Annotated in this window: 13 protein-coding genes and 2 pseudogenes; 6 read left to right on the top strand and 9 right to left on the bottom strand. The window is 74.3% G+C overall.

The annotated features are described in order from the left end of the window. Positions 1 to 86: 86 nt before the first annotated feature. From V9U70_RS10590 to V9U70_RS10580, 3 genes and pseudogenes are all read left to right on the top strand, one after another. A complete protein-coding gene (locus V9U70_RS10590) occupies positions 87 to 818 on the top strand; it encodes an MBL fold metallo-hydrolase (RefSeq protein WP_336674251.1) in 732 nt (243 codons plus the stop codon). A 106-nt stretch (positions 819 to 924) separates the two neighbouring features. Further along, entirely contained in the window at positions 925 to 1,743 is an 819-nt protein-coding gene (locus tag V9U70_RS10585; protein WP_336674250.1) for a DUF3097 domain-containing protein, read from the top strand. A 221-nt stretch (positions 1,744 to 1,964) separates the two neighbouring features. Further along, positions 1,965 to 2,222, top strand: a pseudogene (locus V9U70_RS10580) (hypothetical protein); the annotation flags it as partial. Between the two features lie 285 nt (positions 2,223 to 2,507). Here the strand turns inward: V9U70_RS10580 and hemW are convergent. The 4 genes from hemW to lepA all read right to left on the bottom strand — a co-directional run bounded on the left by hemW (position 2,508) and on the right by lepA (position 10,552). Continuing rightward, complete coding sequence (gene hemW, locus V9U70_RS10575; RefSeq protein WP_336674249.1) at positions 2,508 to 3,749, bottom strand: radical SAM family heme chaperone HemW; 1,242 nt, start codon at positions 3,747 to 3,749, stop codon at positions 2,508 to 2,510. A 70-nt stretch (positions 3,750 to 3,819) separates the two neighbouring features. Further along, positions 3,820 to 6,090 carry an ATP-binding SpoIIE family protein phosphatase gene (locus V9U70_RS10570; RefSeq protein ID WP_336674248.1) on the bottom strand — a complete coding sequence of 757 codons (2,271 nt, stop codon included), beginning with the start codon at positions 6,088 to 6,090 and terminating at the stop codon, positions 3,820 to 3,822. 406 nt (positions 6,091 to 6,496) lie between these two features. Beyond that, on the bottom strand, positions 6,497 to 8,386 hold the full coding sequence (locus V9U70_RS10565) for an AMP-dependent synthetase/ligase (RefSeq protein ID WP_336674247.1): 1,890 nt from the start codon (positions 8,384 to 8,386) through the stop codon (positions 6,497 to 6,499). Positions 8,387 to 8,677: 291 nt separating this feature from the next. Then, positions 8,678 to 10,552 (bottom strand): translation elongation factor 4, encoded by a 1,875-nt coding sequence (gene lepA, locus V9U70_RS10560; RefSeq protein ID WP_336674246.1) that lies wholly within the window; start codon positions 10,550 to 10,552, stop codon positions 8,678 to 8,680. Between the two features lie 216 nt (positions 10,553 to 10,768). On the opposite strand from lepA, the gene rpsT reads away from it, so the two are divergent. After that, positions 10,769 to 11,035: a 30S ribosomal protein S20 gene (gene rpsT / locus V9U70_RS10555; protein WP_336674245.1), complete on the top strand. Its 267-nt coding sequence runs from the start codon at positions 10,769 to 10,771 to the stop codon at positions 11,033 to 11,035. Between the two features lie 308 nt (positions 11,036 to 11,343). Here rpsT and holA read toward each other — a convergent pair whose 3' ends face one another. Next, positions 11,344 to 12,330 carry a DNA polymerase III subunit delta gene (gene holA / locus V9U70_RS10550; protein WP_336674244.1) on the bottom strand — a complete coding sequence of 329 codons (987 nt, stop codon included), beginning with the start codon at positions 12,328 to 12,330 and terminating at the stop codon, positions 11,344 to 11,346. 90 nt (positions 12,331 to 12,420) lie between these two features. Here holA and V9U70_RS10545 point away from each other — a divergent pair, with 90 nt between their 5' ends. Next, positions 12,421 to 12,666: a hypothetical protein gene (locus V9U70_RS10545; RefSeq protein WP_336674243.1), complete on the top strand. Its 246-nt coding sequence runs from the start codon at positions 12,421 to 12,423 to the stop codon at positions 12,664 to 12,666. A 12-nt stretch (positions 12,667 to 12,678) separates the two neighbouring features. Here V9U70_RS10545 and V9U70_RS10540 read toward each other — a convergent pair. Next, positions 12,679 to 13,290: pseudogene (locus V9U70_RS10540) on the bottom strand (YceI family protein). Positions 13,291 to 13,442: 152 nt separating this feature from the next. Then, the gene (locus V9U70_RS10535; protein ID WP_336674242.1) at positions 13,443 to 14,357 is read right to left on the bottom strand and encodes an arylamine N-acetyltransferase family protein; all 915 of its coding nucleotides are present in this window, start codon (positions 14,355 to 14,357) and stop codon (positions 13,443 to 13,445) included. A gap of 101 nt (positions 14,358 to 14,458) precedes the next feature. Here V9U70_RS10535 and V9U70_RS10530 point away from each other — a divergent pair, with 101 nt between their 5' ends. Then, positions 14,459 to 14,914 carry a pyridoxamine 5'-phosphate oxidase family protein gene (locus V9U70_RS10530; protein WP_336674241.1) on the top strand — a complete coding sequence of 152 codons (456 nt, stop codon included), beginning with the start codon at positions 14,459 to 14,461 and terminating at the stop codon, positions 14,912 to 14,914. A 46-nt stretch (positions 14,915 to 14,960) separates the two neighbouring features. Here the strand turns inward: V9U70_RS10530 and V9U70_RS10525 are convergent, their stop codons facing one another. Both V9U70_RS10525 and V9U70_RS10520 read right to left on the bottom strand, forming a co-directional pair. Beyond that, the gene (locus V9U70_RS10525; protein WP_419723964.1) at positions 14,961 to 17,534 is read right to left on the bottom strand and encodes a ComEC/Rec2 family competence protein; all 2,574 of its coding nucleotides are present in this window, start codon (positions 17,532 to 17,534) and stop codon (positions 14,961 to 14,963) included. 89 nt (positions 17,535 to 17,623) lie between these two features. Continuing rightward, positions 17,624 to 18,373: a ComEA family DNA-binding protein gene (locus V9U70_RS10520; protein WP_336674240.1), complete on the bottom strand. Its 750-nt coding sequence runs from the start codon at positions 18,371 to 18,373 to the stop codon at positions 17,624 to 17,626. Between the last annotated feature and the right edge of the window lie 412 nt (positions 18,374 to 18,785).

The raw sequence follows: 18,785 nt of genomic DNA, 5'->3' as shown, positions 1-18,785 counted from the left end.
GTACGGGGGTGAGGCGGGGCGGGGGCAAGGGCGACCGGCCGCGGCTCCCGCGAGAGGGCGCCGGCCGTTGCCGATAGCGTCCTGGTATGGACGTCGCTTGGGAAGACTTCGGCTGGGAGCGGTTGGGCAACGGTATCGGCCGCCGGCGGCTCCCGGGCTGGGACGCCACGGCCGCGCTGGTCGCCGGGGCGCACGGGGCGCTGCTCTACGACACGGGCTCGACCCTGCGTGAGGGCGTCGAGCTGCGCCGGCAGGCCGAGGCCCTCCTCGGCCGGAGGGTGACGCATATCGCACTGAGCCACCCCCATTTCGATCATGTGCTGGGCACCGCCGCGTTCTCCGGCGTCCAGGTGTACGGAGCGATGGGCCTCGCCGCGCTGCTGCGGGACGGGGCGCAGGAGCTGTACGCCTCCGCGGTGCGCCACGGCGTCCCGGCGGACGAGGCCGCCCGGTCCGTGGACACGCTGGTGGCCCCGCGGCACGAGGTGCGCGGCGACTGGACGCTCGACCTGGGCGGCGGCCGGGAGGTGCTGCTGGCCGACGTGGGCCCGGGGCACAGCGGGCACGACCTCGCGGCCCTGGTGCCGGGGGCGGGCGCGGAGGCGGCGGTGGTGCTCTGCGGCGACCTGGTCGAGGAGTCCGGCGAACCGCAGGCGGGCCCGGACGCGGTCCCCTCCCGCTGGCCGGCGGCGCTGGACCGGCTGCTGGCATTGGGCGGCGAGGACGCGGTGTACGTGCCGGGGCACGGGGCGGCAGTGGACGCGGCCTTCGTCCGGGCCCAGCGCGCGGCGCTGGCACAGCGGTTCGCGACGGCGTGAACGGGCGCGGGGCGGCGGGCTTCCCCCGCCGCCCGGCCCCTCCTCCCCCGCGTGTCGTGAGCGGGGCACGGATCGCCGTACGGGGAGGGCGCATTACCGTCGTGCCATGCGCAGCTACCAGCCGGACCTGACCCCGCCGTGGAAGAGGTCCTCCCCCGTGCCCGAGGTCCCCGCCGAACCCGATCTGGTCGTGGAGGAGGTCTCCACCGGTTTCTGCGGGGCGGTGATCCGCTGCGAGAAGACCGCCCAGGGGCCCACGGTCACCCTGGAGGACCGCTTCGGCAAGCACCGGGTGTTCCCGATGGAGCCGCGCGGCTTCCTGCTGGAGGGCAGGCCCGTCACGCTGGTGCGCCCGTCGGCCGGGGGCCCCGCGCGGCCGGCCCGCACGGCCTCCGGCTCTGTGGCGGTGCCCGGTGCGCGGGCCCGGGTGGCCCGGGCCGGGCGGATCTACGTGGAGGGCCGGCACGACGCGGAGCTGGTCGAGCGGGTGTGGGGCGACGACCTGCGCATCGAGGGCGTGGTCGTGGAGTACCTGGAGGGCGTGGACGACCTCCCGGCGATCGTCGACGCGTTCGGGCCGGGCCCGGACGCCCGGCTCGGGGTGCTGGTCGACCACCTGGTGCCGGGCTCCAAGGAGTCCCGGATCGCCGCGCACGTGACCGGTGCGCACGTGCTGGTGGTGGGGCACCCGTACGTCGACGTGTGGGAGGCGGTGAAACCGTCCTCCGTGGGGATCGACGCCTGGCCGACCGTGCCGCGGGGCCAGGACTGGAAGACAGGCGTGTGCCAGGCGCTGGGGTGGCCCCGGAACACCGGGGCGGCCTGGCAGCACATCCTGTCCAGGGTCCGCAGCTACAAGGATCTCGAACCCCGGCTACTGGGCCGGGTAGAGGAATTGATCGACTTCGTCACCCTTCCGGACTGAAGTCCCGGGCCCGTCGAAGAGGATCACGTACCGATCCCTATGAATGCCCGCGTCCCACCAGCACCATCGGTTGTCGGTGGGAGACGGCCTCACGGGGGAGGGACGCGGGTCGATGGCACGCGGGGTCTGGCGGGACAGTGCGGAGAACGAGGCGGCCTCGGCCGTCTTCCATCTGATGCAGCAGCTGATCGACCGGTACCGGGTGAACCGGCCGGTGATGCCGGGTGGCGGACGCGGGGGCGGGCGACGAGCACGCGCGCCAGTTCCGTCTGGAGCTGCGGGTGCAGGCGCTGCTGGAGGGCCTGCGGCACAACTACCGCCCGCACACGCTGGACTGGCGGCGCAGCGAGGTGGGCCCCCTGCTGCTGCTCGCCTCGCTGCCCGCCGCAGAGATCATGGGGCACACCCCGCCGCTGCCCGCGGAGCCGGCGGGTGCGGGCGCCCCTGCCGGTTCCTTCGGGACGCGCGCCCCGAAGGAACCGGCCACCACGCTGGCCCCGGGGCGTCCGGCGCACGAGGACGAGCTGTTCGCGAGCGGGCAGAGCGTCATCGCCTACAGCGCCACGGCGGCCCTTACGACGCCGCCGCGCGCGGTGACGCCCGCCGGAGCGCCGCCGAGGTCCGCTCCGGCCCGCGGGCCCGGCGCTCGCTCGTCTGCGGGAAGCCCGCCGGGAACGCGCCGCCGCTGACGGCGGCGGACTGCCGGCCCTGAGGCCGCCCCCGGGAGCCGCTCTGGGCGGCGGCTCCTGCCGGGGCCCGCCGGGTCAGTCCACCAGGTCGCGGACCACGGCGTCGGCCAGCAGCCGTCCGCGCAGGGTGAGGACCGCGCGGCCCTGGTCGTACGGCCCCCTCTCCAGCAGCCCGTCGGTGAGGGCGCGGCGGGAGGCGGCGAGTCCGTCGGGCTTCAGCAGGGAGAGCGGGCAGCCCTCACGGAGCCGGAGTTCCAGCAGGACGCGCTCGACCCGGCGGTCCTCTTCCGCGAGGACCTCGCGGCCCGCTCCGGGAGAGCGGCCCTCCGCGAGGGCCTGGGCGTACGCGCCGGGGTGCTTCACGTTCCACCAGCGGACCCCGCCGACGTGGCTGTGCGCGCCGGGGCCCGCGCCCCACCAGTCGGCGCCGCGCCAGTACAGCTCGTTGTGCAGGCAGCGGCCGGCCTCCGTGGTGGCCCAGTTGGACACCTCGTACCACGCGAAGCCCGCGGCGGCGAGGGCCTCGTCCGCGATCAGGTAGCGGTCGGCGTGCGCGTCGTCGTCCGTCATCGGGATCTCACCGCGCCGGATGCGGCGGGCGAGCCCGGTGCCCTCCTCGACGATCAGGGCGTACGCGGACACGTGGTCGGGGCCCGCGCCGACGGCGGCGTCCAGGGTCGCCCGCCAGTCGTCGTCCGACTCGCCGGGGGTGCCGTAGATCAGGTCGAGGTTGACGTGGTCGAAGCCCGCCGCCCGCGCCTCCGCGACACAGGCTTCGGGGCGGCCGGGGGTGTGCGTGCGGTCCAGAATCTTCAGGACGTGCCGCTTGGCGCTCTGCATGCCGAAGGAGACCCGGTTGAAGCCGCCCTCGCGCAGTGCGGCGAGGTAGGCGGGGCCGACGGAATCCGGGTTGGCCTCTGTGGTGATCTCCGCGTCGTCGGCGAGCCCGAACTCCGTACGGATCGCCGCCAGCATCCTGACGAGGTCGGCGGCGGGCAGCAGGGTGGGGGTGCCGCCGCCGACGAACACCGTGCGCACGGGCCGGGGGTCTTCGCCGAGGACCTTGCGGGCCTGGCGGACCTCCTCGACCAGATGGGCGGCGTAGTTGTCGCGGGAGGCCAGGGCGCCTCCGGAGCCGCGCAGCTCGGTGGCGGTGTAGGTGTTGAAGTCGCAGTAGCCGCAGCGGGTGGCGCAGTACGGGACGTGCAGGTAGAAGCCGAGCGGGCGGTCGGCGGCGCCTTCCAGGGCATGGCGGGGCAGCGCCCCGTCGTCGGGCACGGGCTCACCATCGGGCAGTACGGAAGGCATACCGTCCATTGTCGCTCGCCGCCGGAGCGCGTCGGACCGGGCGGGGGGGCGGGGCCGTGCGGGGCGCGGCACGGAGGGCTCACGGGTCTGGGGGCGTGCGGGCGCCCGCCCGGGCGGGCGGTGTCTCGGCGTGCAGCACCAGCAACGCCACGTCGTCGTCCGGCGGCTGTTCGGCGAAGGCGTGCACCGCCCGCCGGATGCGCTCGGCCGTCGCCTCTGCGGGCAGCCCGGCGCATTCGGCCAGGACCACGGCGAGCCCGTCCCCGTCGTCGAACATCAGCGGACCCGACCGCCGCTCGGTCACCCCGTCGGTGACGCAGAGCAGACTGTCGCCGGGGGCCAGGTCGAAGGTCTGGCTCTGGTACGCCACGTCCTCGACGACCCCGAGCAGCACTTGTGGCTCGGCCGCCGGGCGTACGGAGCCGTCGGGGCGCAGCAGCAGCGGCAGCGGATGCCCGGCACTGGCCACCGTGCAGCGGACCCCGCCGCCGGGGAGCGGCACGACCTCCCCGTACAGCAGGGACAGGAACCGGGGCTGGGAACCGTCGTGGAACTGCCGGCCCCCGGCGGCGGCGACCATCAGGGCGGCGGCCTCCGCGGCCTCCATCGCGTCGTCGAGGAGCAGCCGGTTGAGCCGGTCCAGCACCTCTCCGACCCCGAAGCCCTCCCGGGACAGCAGCCGCAGCCAGGGACGGGCGAGACCGGTGACGACGGCTGCCTCCGGGCCGCTGCCCTGGACGTCACCGAGGACGAAGCACCAGCGGTCGCCGGGGCACGGGAAGATGTCGTAGAAGTCACCGCCGACCACCCCGTCGTCGCTCGGCTCGTAGACCAGGGCGCTGGTCACCCCGGGGATCTCGGCGACCTTGCTGGGCAGCAGCCCGCGCTGGAGGATGCGGCTGATGGTGGCCTGCCGGGTGTAGGCGCGGGCCGCGCCGACGGCGAGCCCGAGCCGCCGCACGAAGTCCTCGATCAGCGACGCGACCGCCTCCGGCACCCGGGCCGCGCCCTCCCGGCCCACGAGGAGGGTCCCGAGCGTGCGGCCGCCCGCGATGATGCGGAAGGCGAGCGCCGCCCCGTCCCGGCCGCCGGGCTCCAAGGCGCGGTGACCGTCCTCGCCGCCGAGGGATTCCCGGGCGGGGCACAGGTGCGGGTCGCCCTCGACGCCCGTGCCGGGCGCGGGGCGGCCGGGCTCTTCGGTCGGCCAGGGCAGGGGGACGGGCACGGGGCCGGAGCCCGTGTCGGCGGGGAGTCGGAGCGGAGCCTTCTCCAGGAGGGAACGCAGAGGCTCCACGCCGGTCTCCTCGCTGTGCCAGACGCGGGCGAGCCGGGGCTTTGCCGCCGGCCGGCCGCCCTCGGTCTCCAGCCAGATCGCGCACCAGTCCGCGAGACGGGGCACCAGCAGCTGACCCGCTATGGCGGCGACGAGATCCTCGTCGAGCTGGCCTGCGAGCAGGTCGGACGCCTCGGCCAGGAAGGCGGGCGCGCCCCGGCTGTCCCAGACCGTGTCGTCGCGTTCGGTGCGCCGGGGCGTGGGGGCGAAGATCTCGGCGGCCCGCGCGTCCCGGCGCGGCGCCGCGGGCTCCGGCGCGGCGGGCGGGCCGCCCTTGTCGTCCAGGGGGAGGCGGGCCCAGACGGTCTTCAGGCCGGTGCGGTAGGTGATCCCCCAGGACTCCGCGAGGGTGGCGACGAGCTGGAGGCCCCGACCGTACTCGGCGGGGTCGGGCAGCTCCACGGCGGCGGGCGGACCGGGGCGTACGCCGGATGCCGTACGGGGCCCCGAAGCCGCGGGCCCGCCCGCGGCCGGCTGCGGGAGTGCGGCGGCCGGGGCGGGGCGCGGGCTCTGCCGCGGTTGCGGAGGTGCTTCGGCGACGGGGGCCGGTCCCGGGAGCGCTTCCTGCCCCGTGCCCGCCTCCGCCTCCGCCTCCGGGGACGTGGCCGCCCCCGGCCCCCCGGTCGCCGCCCGGCCCCGACCGCCGGGCTCGTCGCCGCCGACCGGGCGGGCGGGGTGGTGGTCGGTGACCTCCACGACGAGGGCGGCCGGCTCCTCGCCGCTCGCCTCCTCCAGCCGGAGCAGCAGATCGACCGTCGTCCCGGCGTGCACCACGGCGTTGGTGACCAGCTCGCTGGTCACGGCCACCGCCTCGTCGGCGAGCCGGTCGCCGAACCCCGCGGCGGGCGTTTCCCGGCCCGCCCACTCCGCGAGCGAGGCCCGGACGAAACGCCGGGCGGCGGACGGGGCGAGAGGCGTTCCGGGCAGGCTGGTGCGGCTGGCCGGGCGTGGCCCGCCCCCGCGCCCGGCGCGGGCGGGCTGGTGGACGGTGTCCCGCTGCAAGGGGATGGGCCCCACGGTGCGGCTCCTACGGGTCGTGAAAAACGCCGCCGACGACACCGACAGAGTGACAGACCGGCCGCGCCCATAAGCACCGAGTCACCGAAGTGAGAGAAAGTCGCGGAGATGCGAACGCGACGCGTCGCGGAGGGCAACGCGGGTGAAACGTCCGGACGCCGGGGGCACGGCGCCCGGGCGGGGGTCCCGGTCGCGCGGAACGGCCGGGCACCCGGAACACCCGGACGAGTGGACCGCGCGGGAAGGGCGCGGATTCACCGAGGGGACGGAGCGGCCGGGCCCCGAGGGACCCGTCCGCCGCGCCCCGGGGCCGGGGACCGCGAGCCATGAACCGTGAGCCGGAGGACGCAGGGCCCGCGGGCCCTGCGCCGGCCGCGCAGGGCTTCCCGGCTTCAGGGGGCCGGTGTCACGCCTCGCGCGAGCCCGCGTACATCTCGTCGATGAGTCCCCGGTACTCACGCTCGACGACCGGCCGCTTCAGCTTGAGGCTGGGGGTCAGCTCACCGTGCTCGACGTCCAGGTCGCGCGGCAGCAGACGGAACTTCTTGATGGTCTGCCAGCGCTGGAGGTCCGCGTTGAGACGCTGCACGTACCCGTCGATCAGCTCGACGGTCTGGGGGGCGGCGACCACCTCCGCGTACGGCTTGCCCTCCATGCCGTGCTCGGCGGCCCAGTTCAGGAGGGTGGGGCCGTCGAGGGCGATGAGCGCGGTGCAGAAGTTGCGGTCCGCGCCGTGCACCAGGATGTTCGAGACGAACGGGCAGATCGCCTTGAACCGGCCCTCGACCTCCGCCGGGGCGACGTACTTGCCGCCGGACGTCTTGATCAGGTCCTTCTTGCGGTCGGTGATCCGCAGATACCCGTCGGCCGACAGTTCGCCGATGTCGCCGGTGTGCATCCAGCCGTCCGACTCCAGGACCTCTTCGGTCTTGTCGGGCAGCTTGTGGTAGCCCTGCATGACGCCGGGGCCGCGCAGCAGGATCTCGCCGTCCTCCGCGATCCGGACCTCGGTGCCGGGGAGCGGCTTGCCGACGGTGCCGGTGCGGTAGGCCTCACCCGGGTTGACGAAGGACGCGGCGCTGGTCTCGGTGAGGCCGTAGCCCTCCAGGATGTGGACTCCGGCTCCCGCGAAGAAGTAGCCGATGTCCGGGGCGAGGGCTGCGGAGCCCGATACGCAGGAGCGCAGTCGGCCGCCGAAGGCCTCGCGGATCTTGGCGAAGACGAGGGCGTCGGCGACCTTGTGCTTGGCGCCGAGCGCGAAGGGCACGGAGGCCCTGCCGGTGCGCCGGAAGTTGTCCTGGGAGACCTTGGCGTACTCGCGGGCGACCCCGGCCGCCCACTGGAAGATCTTGTACTTGGCGCCGCCGCCCGCGCGGGCCTTGGAGGCGACCCCGTTGTAGACCTTCTCGAAGATCCGGGGCACGGCGGCCATGTAGGTCGGCTGGACCACCGGCAGGTTCTCGATGATCTTGTCGATGCGGCCGTCGACCGCGGTGACGTGGCCGACCTCGATCTGGCCGGAGGTGAGGACCTTGCCGAAGACGTGGGCCAGCGGCAGCCAGAGGTACTGCACGTCCTCCGCGGTGATCAGCCCGGTCGCGACGGTGGCCTTGGCCATGTACGACCAGTTGTCGTGCGGGAGCCGTACGCCCTTGGGGCGGCCGGTGGTGCCCGAGGTGTAGATGAGGGTGGCCAGCTGGTCGGCCGTGATGGCGGCGACCCGCTCCGTGACCGCGTCCGGGCTCTGCGCGAGGAGCTCCTCGCCCCGGGCCTCCAGGTCCGCGAGGGTGATGATCCAGCCCTCCGGGTCGTCCGCGGCGGGCTCGACGCCGGCCGGGTCGATGACGACGACGTGGGCGAGCTCCGGCAGGCCGGCACGGCTCTCCCGGGCCTTGGCCAGCTGCTCCGCGTCCTCCGCGATGAGCACCCGGCTCTCGGAGTCGGCCAGGATGAACGCGGACTCCTCCGCGTTCGTGGAGGGGTAGATCGTGGTGGTCGCGGCGCCCGCGCACATCACACCGAGGTCGATGAGAATCCACTCCACCCGCGTGGAGGAGGAGAGGGCGACCCGCTCCTCCGGCCGCACGCCGAGAGCGATCAGCCCGGCGGCGATCGCGTACACCCGCTCGGCGGCCTGGCCCCAGGTCAACGACTTCCAGTCGTCCGGCCCCTCCCCCGAGGCCGGCGGCACCGGATAGCGGTACGCCTCCCCGCCCGGGGTCGCCGCCACGCGGTCGACGAAGATGGCCGCCACGGAGGGCGGGCGGTTATCGATCAAGGTCTGTGTGTCGCTCACGACGTCCTCCGGGCCTGCGGCATTGCTACGACCGGCTTCTTCGATACAGCGTCTCTGCTGCCGTCCCACTGTCTGCTGCTGTCTGCTGCCGTTCCGCCGGTCCTCTCGCGCGACCTGCGTGTACGGGCTTGTTTAACTCGCCAGTAACCATCGAGTCGTGATCAGAGTAGAGCGCACTCGCGATCCATGTAAGAGGCAACGGGCCGCCGCTTTCATAACGAAAGGGCCCCCACGCCGCACGGTACTGCGGCGTGGGGGCCCTGGGACTGCTCCGGACCGGGCCGGGCGGGGCTACTTCTTGCCCTTGCCCTCCCCGGCCGACTCGTCGGTCGACAGGACGGAGATGAAGGCGTCCTGCGGAACCTCCACGTTGCCGACCATCTTCATCCGCTTCTTGCCCTCCTTCTGCTTCTCCAGCAGCTTCCGCTTACGGGAGATGTCACCGCCGTAGCACTTGGCGAGGACGTCCTTGCGGATGGCGCGGACGGTCTCGCGGGCGATGACCCGGGAGCCGATGGCGGCCTGGATCGGCACTTCGAAGTTCTGCCGCGGGATGAGCTTCTGGAGCTTGGCGACGAGCCGGACGCCGTACGCGTACGCCTTGTCCTTGTGCGTGACCGCGGAGAACGCGTCCACCTTGTCGCCGTGCAGCAAGATGTCGACCTTGACGAGCTGGGCAGCCTGCTCGCCGGTGGGCTCGTAGTCGAGGGAGGCGTAACCGCGGGTCTTGGACTTCAGCTGGTCGAAGAAGTCGAAGACGATCTCGGCCAGCGGCAGGGTGTAGCGGATCTCGACCCGGTCCTCGGAGAGGTAGTCCATGCCGAGCAGGGTCCCGCGCCGGCCCTGGCACAGCTCCATGATCGCGCCGATGAACTCGCTCGGGGCCAGCACCGTGGCGCGGACCACCGGCTCGTGCACCCGGTCGATCTTGCCCTCGGGGAACTCGCTCGGGTTGGTGACGATGTGCTCGGCGCCGTCCTCCATGTCGACGCGGTAGACCACGTTGGGGGCGGTGGCGATCAGGTCGAGGCCGAACTCGCGCTCCAGCCGCTCGCGGACCACGTCCAGGTGGAGCAGGCCGAGGAAGCCGACGCGGAAGCCGAAGCCCAGCGCGGCGGAGGTCTCCGGCTCGTAGACCAGGGCGGCGTCGTTGAGCTGAAGCTTGTCGAGCGCCTCACGCAGGTCCGGGTAGTCCGAGCCGTCCATCGGATACAGGCCGGAGAAGACCATCGGCTTCGGGTCCTTGTAGCCGCCCAGCGCCTCGCTCGCGCCCTTGTGCAGGGAGGTGATCGTGTCACCGACCTTGGACTGCCGCACGTCCTTCACACCGGTGATGATGTAGCCGACCTCGCCCACGCCGATGCCGTCGGCCGGGGTCATCTCCGGGGAGGACACCCCGATCTCCAGCAGCTCGTGGGTGGCGCCGGTCGACATCATCCGGATGCGCTCGCGCTTGTTGAGCTGGCCGTCGACGACACGGACGTAGGTGACGACACCGCGGTACGGGTCGTAGACCGAGTCGAAGATCATCGCGCGGGCGGCGGCGTCCGCGTCCCCGACCGGGGCCGGCACGTCCCGCACGACCCGGTCGAGCAGCGCGTCCACGCCGACGCCGGTCTTGGCGGAGACCTTGAGCACGTCCTCCGGCTGGCAGCCGATGAGGTTGGCCAGCTCCTCGGAGAACTTCTCCGGCTGAGCGGCCGGCAGGTCGATCTTGTTGAGCACGGGCACGATGGTGAGGTCGTTCTCCATCGCCAGGTACAGGTTGGCCAGGGTCTGGGCCTCGATGCCCTGGGCCGCGTCGACCAGCAGGACCGTGCCCTCGCAGGCCGCGAGCGAGCGGGAGACCTCGTAGGTGAAGTCCACGTGGCCCGGGGTGTCGATCATGTTGAGGACGTGGGCGGTGCCCGTGTCCTCCCCCGTGGTGGGCGCCCAGGGCAGCCGGACCGCCTGGGACTTGATGGTGATGCCGCGCTCGCGCTCGATGTCCATCCGGTCGAGGTACTGAGCGCGCATCTGCCGCTGGTCGACCACACCCGTCAGCTGGAGCATCCGGTCGGCAAGGGTCGACTTGCCGTGGTCGATGTGCGCGATGATGCAGAAGTTGCGGATCAGCGCCGGGTCGGTACGGCTCGGCTCGGGCACGTTGGAAGGAGTCGCGGGCACGCAGGGTCCTGATTCTTGAGACGCCGAACGCCGTGTCTCGGGTCGATGTCGGTTCGGTCGGATCGATACGCAGACTCCATCGTCCCACGCCCGCGGGGCGGCGACCGGTTTGGGCCGCTCGGAGAGTGGCTGCTACCGTGGACAGCTGTGCCTCGTGGCTCTCATCGGCGACGCGGCGCACCTAGAAGATCCAACGAACCTGAAAAGGCTCTATTCGTGGCGAACATCAAGTCCCAGGTCAAGCGGAACAAGACGAACGAGAAGGCGCGCCTGCGCAACAAGGCCGTCAAGTCGTCGCTCAAGACCGCGATCCGCAAGGCCCGCGAGGCCGCCGCTGCCGGTGACGTCGAGAAGGCCACCACGGCCGTCCGCGACGCTTCCCGTCAGCTCGACAAGGCTGTCTCGAAGGGTGTCATCCACAAGAACGCCGCCGCCAACAAGAAGTCGGCGCTGGCGTCCAAGGTTGCCTCCCTGCAGGCCTGAACTTCTTCCCGAAGTTCACTGATGTGATCGCCGGAACGGAATCGACGGGCCCTCTCTCCCGTCCCTGACCGGCACCCCGCGCCGCACACCGAACCTGCGTTCGCCACGCGGGTGCGGCGCACCCAGTGTGTGATCCGGAAGCTCCGGTGGCCGATCTCCCCAGATCAGCTGCTGGGGCTTCTGTGCGTGCGGGCCCGGACGGCCGAGGTCCGAGCCCGCCCCCGGCCGCCGCGTGCCCGGGGGGCCGACGACCGGCGCCGCGCGCCGGAGGGGGCCCGGTGGTCGTCGCGCCTGCGCGGACTTCTCCGCTAGCGCCCCGTCCTCGCGGCCCGCGCCACGGTGACGACGGCCTTCTCCAACGCGTACTCCGGGTCGTCGCCACCGCCCTTGACCCCCGCGTCGGCCGCCGCCACGGCCCGCAGGGCCACCGCGACCCCGTCGGGCGTCCAGCCCCGCATCTGCTGCCGCACCCGGTCGATCTTCCACGGCGGCATGCCCAGCTCCCGGGCCAGATCGGCCGGCCGGCCGCCGCGGGCCGAGGACAGCTTGCCGATCGCCCGCACGCCCTGTGCCAGGGCGCTGGTGATCAGGACGGGCGCGACCCCGGTGGACAGGGACCACCGCAGCGCCTCCAGGGCCTCGGCCGCCCGGCCCTCCACCGCCCGGTCCGCGACGGTGAACGAGGACGCCTCCGCGCGTCCCGTGTAATAGCGCCCGACGACCGCCTCGTCGATCGTGCCTTCGACGTCCGCGACCAACTGGGACACCGCGCTCGCCAGCTCACGCAGATCGCTGCCGATGGAGTCGACCAGCGCCTGGCACGCCTCCGGCGTCGCGGACCGTCCGTGCGTCCGGAACTCCGACCGTACGAAGGAGAGCCGCTCGGCGGGCTTGGTGGTCTTCGGGCAGGCGACCTCCCGCGCCCCGGCCTTGCGAGCGGCGTCCAGCAGCCCCTTGCCCCTGGCTCCGCCCGCGTGCAGCAGAACGAGCGTGATCTCCTCGACCGGCGCGCCCAGATACGCCTTGACGTCCTTGACCGTGTCGGCCGCCAGGTCCTGCGCGTTGCGCACGATCACGACCTTGCGCTCGGCGAAGAGCGAGGGGCTGGTCAGCTCGGCGAGCGTGCCGGGCTGCAACTGGTCGGACGCCAGATCGCGTACGTCGGTGTCGGCGTCGGCAGCGCGGGCGGCCGCCACCACCTGCTGGACCGCGCGGTCCAGGAGGAGGTCCTCCTGGCCCACGGCAAGCGTGAGGGGGGCGAGCGGATCGTCGGCGGAATTCTTCCTGGTGGCCATCGCGATCCAGCATCCCACGCGCCGCTGACAGCCGGAGCACGCCCACCGCCCACCGCCCTGCGGTGCGAGCCCGTGACCGAGAATGGGCGGGTGGACGACGTGAGACATGTACTGGTACTGCCCGACCGCGACGCCGCGGAGGAGGTGGCCGCCGAGCTGGCCGACCGTTTCGGCGTCGCGGAGGAACCCCAGCTCGTACGGGACGCCCTGGCCGGCGAGGACGACGCCGAGGACGCTCAGTGGCTGGTGGTCGTGGAGGACCCGGCCGGGCGGCTGGACGCCGCCTCGCTCGACGCGTTGGCCGCGGAGCACGAGGGGTGGCTGGAGGCCCCGTAGCGGGTCGCCCGCTCAGCCCCGGGGGGCCGCCTGGATTGTCCAGGTCGATGGAGATGCTGGGCCCACCACGGCGATCCCGCGCGCCGACAGCGTCTGCCAGGTGAGGGTGAAGTCCTCGCGGTGCGGTCCGGTGGCGGCCCGGCAGGCGGCCCGAGCCTCGCCCCCGGTCCCGCTGCCGGTACCGAGGTACCGCGTGTCCAGCGTCACCGTGCGGCTGTCGCCGTGCAGGGTCAGCGCGTGCCGACGACTCCCCAGCGGCCCCGGCGAACGTGTCGGACCGGCCGTGTACGCGGGTCAGGCCGATGTGCCGGGCCGTGAAGCCGATCCGGTTCGGCTCGACGTCCCGGTCCCCCGGGCCGGGCGGCTGCGGAGGCTGCGTCGTCTGGAGCGTCACGTCTCCCAGGCCGGCGTACGCCCCTCGGTCACCGTCACCGCTCCGTGGAACGGGGCGAAGCCCTCGGCCGTGACCGCCGGACGGCAGTCGCCGGCCGGCACCGTGGCCAGCACCCTGCCGAAGGGGGCGGTCCCGCCGCCCACCGCCTTACGGCCCGCTCCGTCCGTGACGACGAACCCGGCCTGCTGGACCGGTTCGTCGACCGGGTCCAGCACCTGGCAGCCGAGCACCCCCGCGCTGCGGGGCGCCTGGAACCCGGTGAGGGCCCCGCCCCACCCCGTGCCCGCCCGGCTCCTGCTTCCGAGCCAACGGCCGGACGTCTTCTCCGTGCCCCCAGGGGCGCTTCGCACTTCAGGACCTCTGACAGGTCCGCTCATGCGGATCACTTCCTCGGGGCGGTCTCCGAGGTCGGGCCGGCGCCCGCCGCCCCGACCCCGGGGACCCGGGCCGGCCGCAGCCCGAAGTGGTCCCGGTAGGCGTCGAGCACCTCCTCGTCCGTGTCCAGTTCCGTACGGTGCCGCTCGCCGCCGACCGTGGTGATCAGGGCCCGCCCGCTCAGCGTCACCCGACCGCTCTCCGTGCACCGCGAGCACACCAGGGACCGGGCGAAATGGGAGTCCGGCGAGGTGCGGTGGTACCAGGCTCCGCCCCGGAACTCCGACAGCGTCCGGGGCCTCAGGTCCAGCCGGAACTGACGTGAGCCGTCGCGCAGCAGGTCCAGGTCCCCCTGCGGCGCCTCCCGGAGCCGGAACACGCCCCCGGGGTCCTCCTGCTCCGCCCGGTCCTCCAGCGCCAGCGGCCGCAGCGCGTGGTCGCCGAAGCCGACGTCCGCCAGCCACGGCCCCGTGCCGTCCTCGGTCTCCACGCGCAGCGCCATGTGGTCGTACGGGATGCCCAGGCGGCCTCCGTCGCCGAAGACGCGGGCCTGGAGCAGGCTGACGCGGAACCCGAGCGTACGGAGCAACGCGCCGAACGCGCCGTTCAGTTCGTAGCAGAAGCCGCCTCGCCCACTGATCACCTTCTCCTGGAGCGCCTGCTCCTCCAGCACGATGTCCTCGCCGAGGTGGATCGACAGGTTCTCGAACGGCACGGCGAGAAGGTGCCTGCGCTGAAGCTCCCGCAACGCCTCGGCATCGGCCCGCTCCGGCCGGTCCGCACCGATCCGTTCGAGGTAGGCGCGGGCCCTGGCGCCCTCGGTCCCCGCGACGCCCTCCGGGACGGAGGAGGGGGCGCCGGACGCACCGGAGAGCGGAAGGGGCTGCGCGTTGGAGCGCGGGCGGGGCTGCGAGGAGGTCATGGGGCCAGTCTGGACCGTGTCCGCCCGGCCGCGCTCCGGGCCCCGGTCCTGGGACCGGGGCCCGAGGCCCACCACCGCGGAGACCGTCTAGTGTGGCGGCCATGACCGCCCCTGAGCCCGCGCGCAGCGCGGAGCAGCGCAAGCGGGACGTCCTGGACCGTCTGCGGCGGGATGACGACGCGTGGGTGGCGACGGCCTCCCCCGGGGGCGTCCCCACACTGGTGCCGTTGTCCTTCCTCTGGGACGACGGCACTCTGGTGATGGCGACGCGGCGGACCAACCCGACCGCCGTCAACGTCACCCCGAGCGGCCCGATCAGGATCACCCTCGGCCTCACCCGTGACGTGGTGCTCATCGAGGGCGACGCGACGATCGTGGAGGGCCCGGACCTCCCCGCCGCGACGGGCGACGCCTTCGCCGCGAAGTTCCCCTGGGACCCTCGCCACCACTCCGCCTGGGTGTATCTGCGCATCGCCCCCCACACCGTGCGGGCATGGCGCGAGACCAACGAACTGGCGGGCCGCGACCTGATGCTCGGCGGTACGTGGCTGGTCTGACACACATCGCCGCCCGGGGGCGGCGGGAGAAGCCGGCGCCGACCGGTCATGAGCGGCCCACCGCCCGCAGCCCGCTTCCGTTGCCGGAGACCGCGATCGCCCCGTCCGTGTCGGTACGCAGGACCCGGGCTCCGGCGGCCTTGAGGGCGCTCACCGTACGGGCCGAGGGATGGCCGTAGGGATTGTCCGCGCCGCAGGAGATGAGCGCCAGCCTCGGCCGTACGCTGTGCAGCAGCCCGGCGTCCTGGAAGGCGGAACCGTGGTGGGCCACCTTGAGGACGTCCACCCGGCCCGGCCCCTCCCGGCTGCGCAGCAACCCCCGCTGAGCGGGCGGTTCCAGGTCCCCCAGGAGCAACAGCGTCAGCCCTCCGGCGGCCCGCACGCGAAGGGTGACACTGGAGTCGTTGGGCTCTCGCGGCTCCGCCGCGCCCACGCCCCCGTGCACTGCGCGCGGGCTGTCGCGCGGCCAGAGGACCTGCCAGGCGAGCGGGCCAGTCCGCCGGCGCTCGCCGGGCTCCGCCCGCACCGTCGCGACCCGTGCCGCAGCGGCCGTCCGCCGGACGAACGCGGCCTGTGCGGGCGGTTCTTCGAGGCTCGTCGTCTGGATCGCGCCCACGGCCCTGCCCCGGAGCACGCCGGGCAGCCCCCGCACGTGGTCGGCGTGAAAGTGGGTGAGGACCACGAGGGGGACGCGGGTCACCCCCAGGTCGCGCAGGCACCGGTCCACCGCGCGGGGGTCGGGTCCGGCGTCGACGACCACTCCCGTGCCCTTGCCCGCCGCGAGCACCATCGCATCGCCCTGCCCGACGTCGCAGAGCACGAACGCCCAGTCCGGCGGCGGCCATCCGGTCATGATCCGGGTCAGCGGGACCGGCCGCAGCACCGCCAGGACGAGGAGCAGCCCGGCGACCGCGCAGGCCGACGGGCGCCGAGCCAGCCGAGGCAGCAGCAGCACGGCCGGCACGGTGAGGCCGGCCAGCAGCGCCGCACCGGGCCAGCCGCCGGGCCACCGCGCCTGTGCGCCGGGCAGACCGGCCCCCGTGCGGGCGACTTTGGCGATCCATCCGACGGGCACGCCCGCGACCTGGGCCAGCAGTTCGGCCACTGGCATGGCGACCGGGGCGGCGGCCAGCGCCGCGAACCCGAGCACCGTCGCGGGCGCCACCGCGAACTCCGCCAACAGGTTGCACGGAATCGCCACCAGGCTGACCCGTGACGCCAACACCACCACCACGGGCGCGCACACGGCCTGCGCGGCGGCCGCGGCGGCCAGCACCTCGGCCGGTCCGGCCGGCACCCGCCGAGCCCGCAGGGCGGTGCTCCACCGAGGCGCGAGCGTCAGCAGGGCGCCGGTGGCCAGGACGGACAGCAGGAAGCCATAACTCCGGGCGAGCCAGGGGTCGTAGAGCACCAGGAGCACCACCGCCGCCGCCAGGGCCGGGAGCAGGGACCTCCGGCGCCCGGTTCCGATGGCGAGAAGGGTGATGAGACCGCAGGCGGCCGCGCGCAGCACGCTCGGCTCCGGGCGGCACACGACGACGAACGCGAGCGTCAACGCGCCCCCGGTCAGCGCGGTCCCCCGGAGGGAGACGCCCAGCCGGGGGGCCAGTCCGCGCCGTTCGCTGTTCAGGGCTCTCCCGGGCGGCCCGATGAGGAGGAAGAGCAGGATCGAGAGGTTGGCCCCGGACACGGAGAGCAGATGGGTCAGGTCGGTCGCCTTGAACGCGTCGTGCAGCTCGGGCGACACCCTGGACGTGTCACCCACCACCAGTCCCGGCAGCAGCGCCCGCGCGTCCCCGTCCAGCCCGTCCGTGGCCTCCCGCAGCCCGGAGCGCAGCCCTCCGGCCGCGCGCTGGGGCCAGGTCGGGGAGCCGGTGATCCGGGGGGCGCCGTCACCGTCCACTCTCAGGACGGCGGCGAGCCGTTCGCCCCCGTGCGCCGGCGGGGAGAGCCGGCCGCTGAGCCGGAGCCGGGTGGACGGCAACAGCTTCTGCCAGTCCGCCCGGTGGCCGCCTGCCGGAACCATGAGCAGCACCGGGGTCCGGACCCGGGTGCTCGCACCGTCGGGCCTCACCACCTCGGTGACGTCCGCTGCGATCAGAAGGAGGGCCGGGGTGCTGTGGTCGCCCCGCACCCCCGGGCGGGTCGGGCGGGCGTCGGAGGTCACCCGTACTTCGGCGTCGACCCGTGCGTGCTCCCGCGCCAGGCCGGGGACGGGCCCGCGCCGCACATCGGCCCCGTGAAGGCCCGCCACGGCGGCTCCCGCCGACACACAGAGCAGTACGGCCGCCGCGGACGCCGCCCAGGACCGTGTGACGGCGGCACGCGGATGCGCGCCCGACGAAGCCGGCCCGGACCCGGCGGCCCCTCCCGCCCGAGAGGCGCGAGAGGCGCGGGAAGCACGAGCGGCCGGTGCGGCCAGCAGGACGAGAGCCGCGACCGCACAGGTGACGGCCGCCCAGGCCACCCAGCGCCCCGGCAGACCCAGGGCCGAAGCGGCAGCGGCCCAGACCGCCAGGGCGGGGGCCACCAACCGCAGATCCGCCGGCTCCTCCCGTCCCTGGCCGCCTCCGCCACCGGCTCTTCCCCTGCCGCTCGGGCCCCCCGGGGCGGCCGTCACGCCGGGGGCGACCGGGTCGCCCGTGCCTCCGGCTCCTGTCCCCGCACCGGGGGCCGGGGCGCGGGGCTCGGGCCGGACGTCGGGGCCGTTCACGGCCGCACCAGCGGTTGCAGATCGGCGAAACGGCGGTCACCGATGCCCTTGACCTGCCGAAGTTCCTCGACGGACCGGAATCCGCCGTTCTCCGTGCGGTAGTCGACGATGTGCCGCGCCAGCACCGGGCCGACCCCCGGCAGCGTTTCGAGTTGCTCTCCGGTCGCTGTGTTCAGGTGCAACGGTGTCGACGGCGGAGGCGGGCCGCCCGACGTGCCCGCCGCTCCCGGCCCGCCTCCGCCGCCGACCGGTCCGTGGACGGCTTCGCCGGGTGGGAGACCGACGAGGACCTGTTCCCCGTCCATCAGGACGCGCGCCCGGTTGAGCCCCGTGACGTCGATGCCGTCGCGCACTCCACCGGCGGCGCGCAGCGCGTCCGCCACCCGTGAGCCCGCCGGCAGTCGCCGGACGCCCGGCCGGTGCACCTTGCCGCTCACGTCGACGACGATCTGCCCGGGCGCCGCCGCCTCCTGCGGCGCCCCGGGGGCCGGGAGGGGCGCCGCGGCGGTGCCGTCAGAACGTAACGGGTCCTGCGGGGGCGCGGACACGGCCGCTTCGCCCTTCTCCGCGACCGTTTCCGGAGCGTGCACCGGCTGAGGCCGTACGGACCAGAAATGGAACACGGCGAAGGCCACGGCTGCGAGCAGCACCAGGCTCAGCACCGCCGACGTGCGCGGCGCCAGCCCGCACCGGGACCGCACCCACCACGGCAGCCGCTCCCGGGCCCCCGACACCAGGCGACGCACACGTGAAAGCCCACCGGCCGCCACCGGGCTCCCCGTGCCGCTGCCTCCCCCTCCCGCACTCGTGTCCCCAGCCGCCACCCTCGTCTCCCGCACCGCGGTCACGTCCTCCGCGACGCTCGCGGGCTCCACCGCCCCGGCGCCCGCTCCCTGCGCGGAGCGCGCGCCCTGGAGGCCGGGGGCCGGCTCCGGGGCCGTCCCGGAAGCAGGCCCCCGCTCCCCTGCCGCTTCGAGCCGGGGGGAACCCGTCAGCAACAATGCGTCCGCCCGGTGCCGCGCGGCAGCCGCGACGAGCGCGGCACACCCGCGCGCGGGCCGCTGCCCGCCGGGACGGGCACGGGTCCCGGGACGGACGCCTGCCCGGCCGCTCGGCCGCGCGCCCGCCCCGTGCCGCGCCCGCCGCGACGGCGGGTGC

It is taken from the genome of Streptomyces pratensis (assembly GCF_037137275.1).
GTDB classification, from domain to species: Bacteria; Actinomycetota; Actinomycetes; order Streptomycetales; family Streptomycetaceae; genus Streptomyces; species Streptomyces pratensis_B.
The sequence above is the reverse complement of the archived record's forward strand: the minus strand, read 5'-3'. Positions and strand labels throughout refer to the sequence as shown.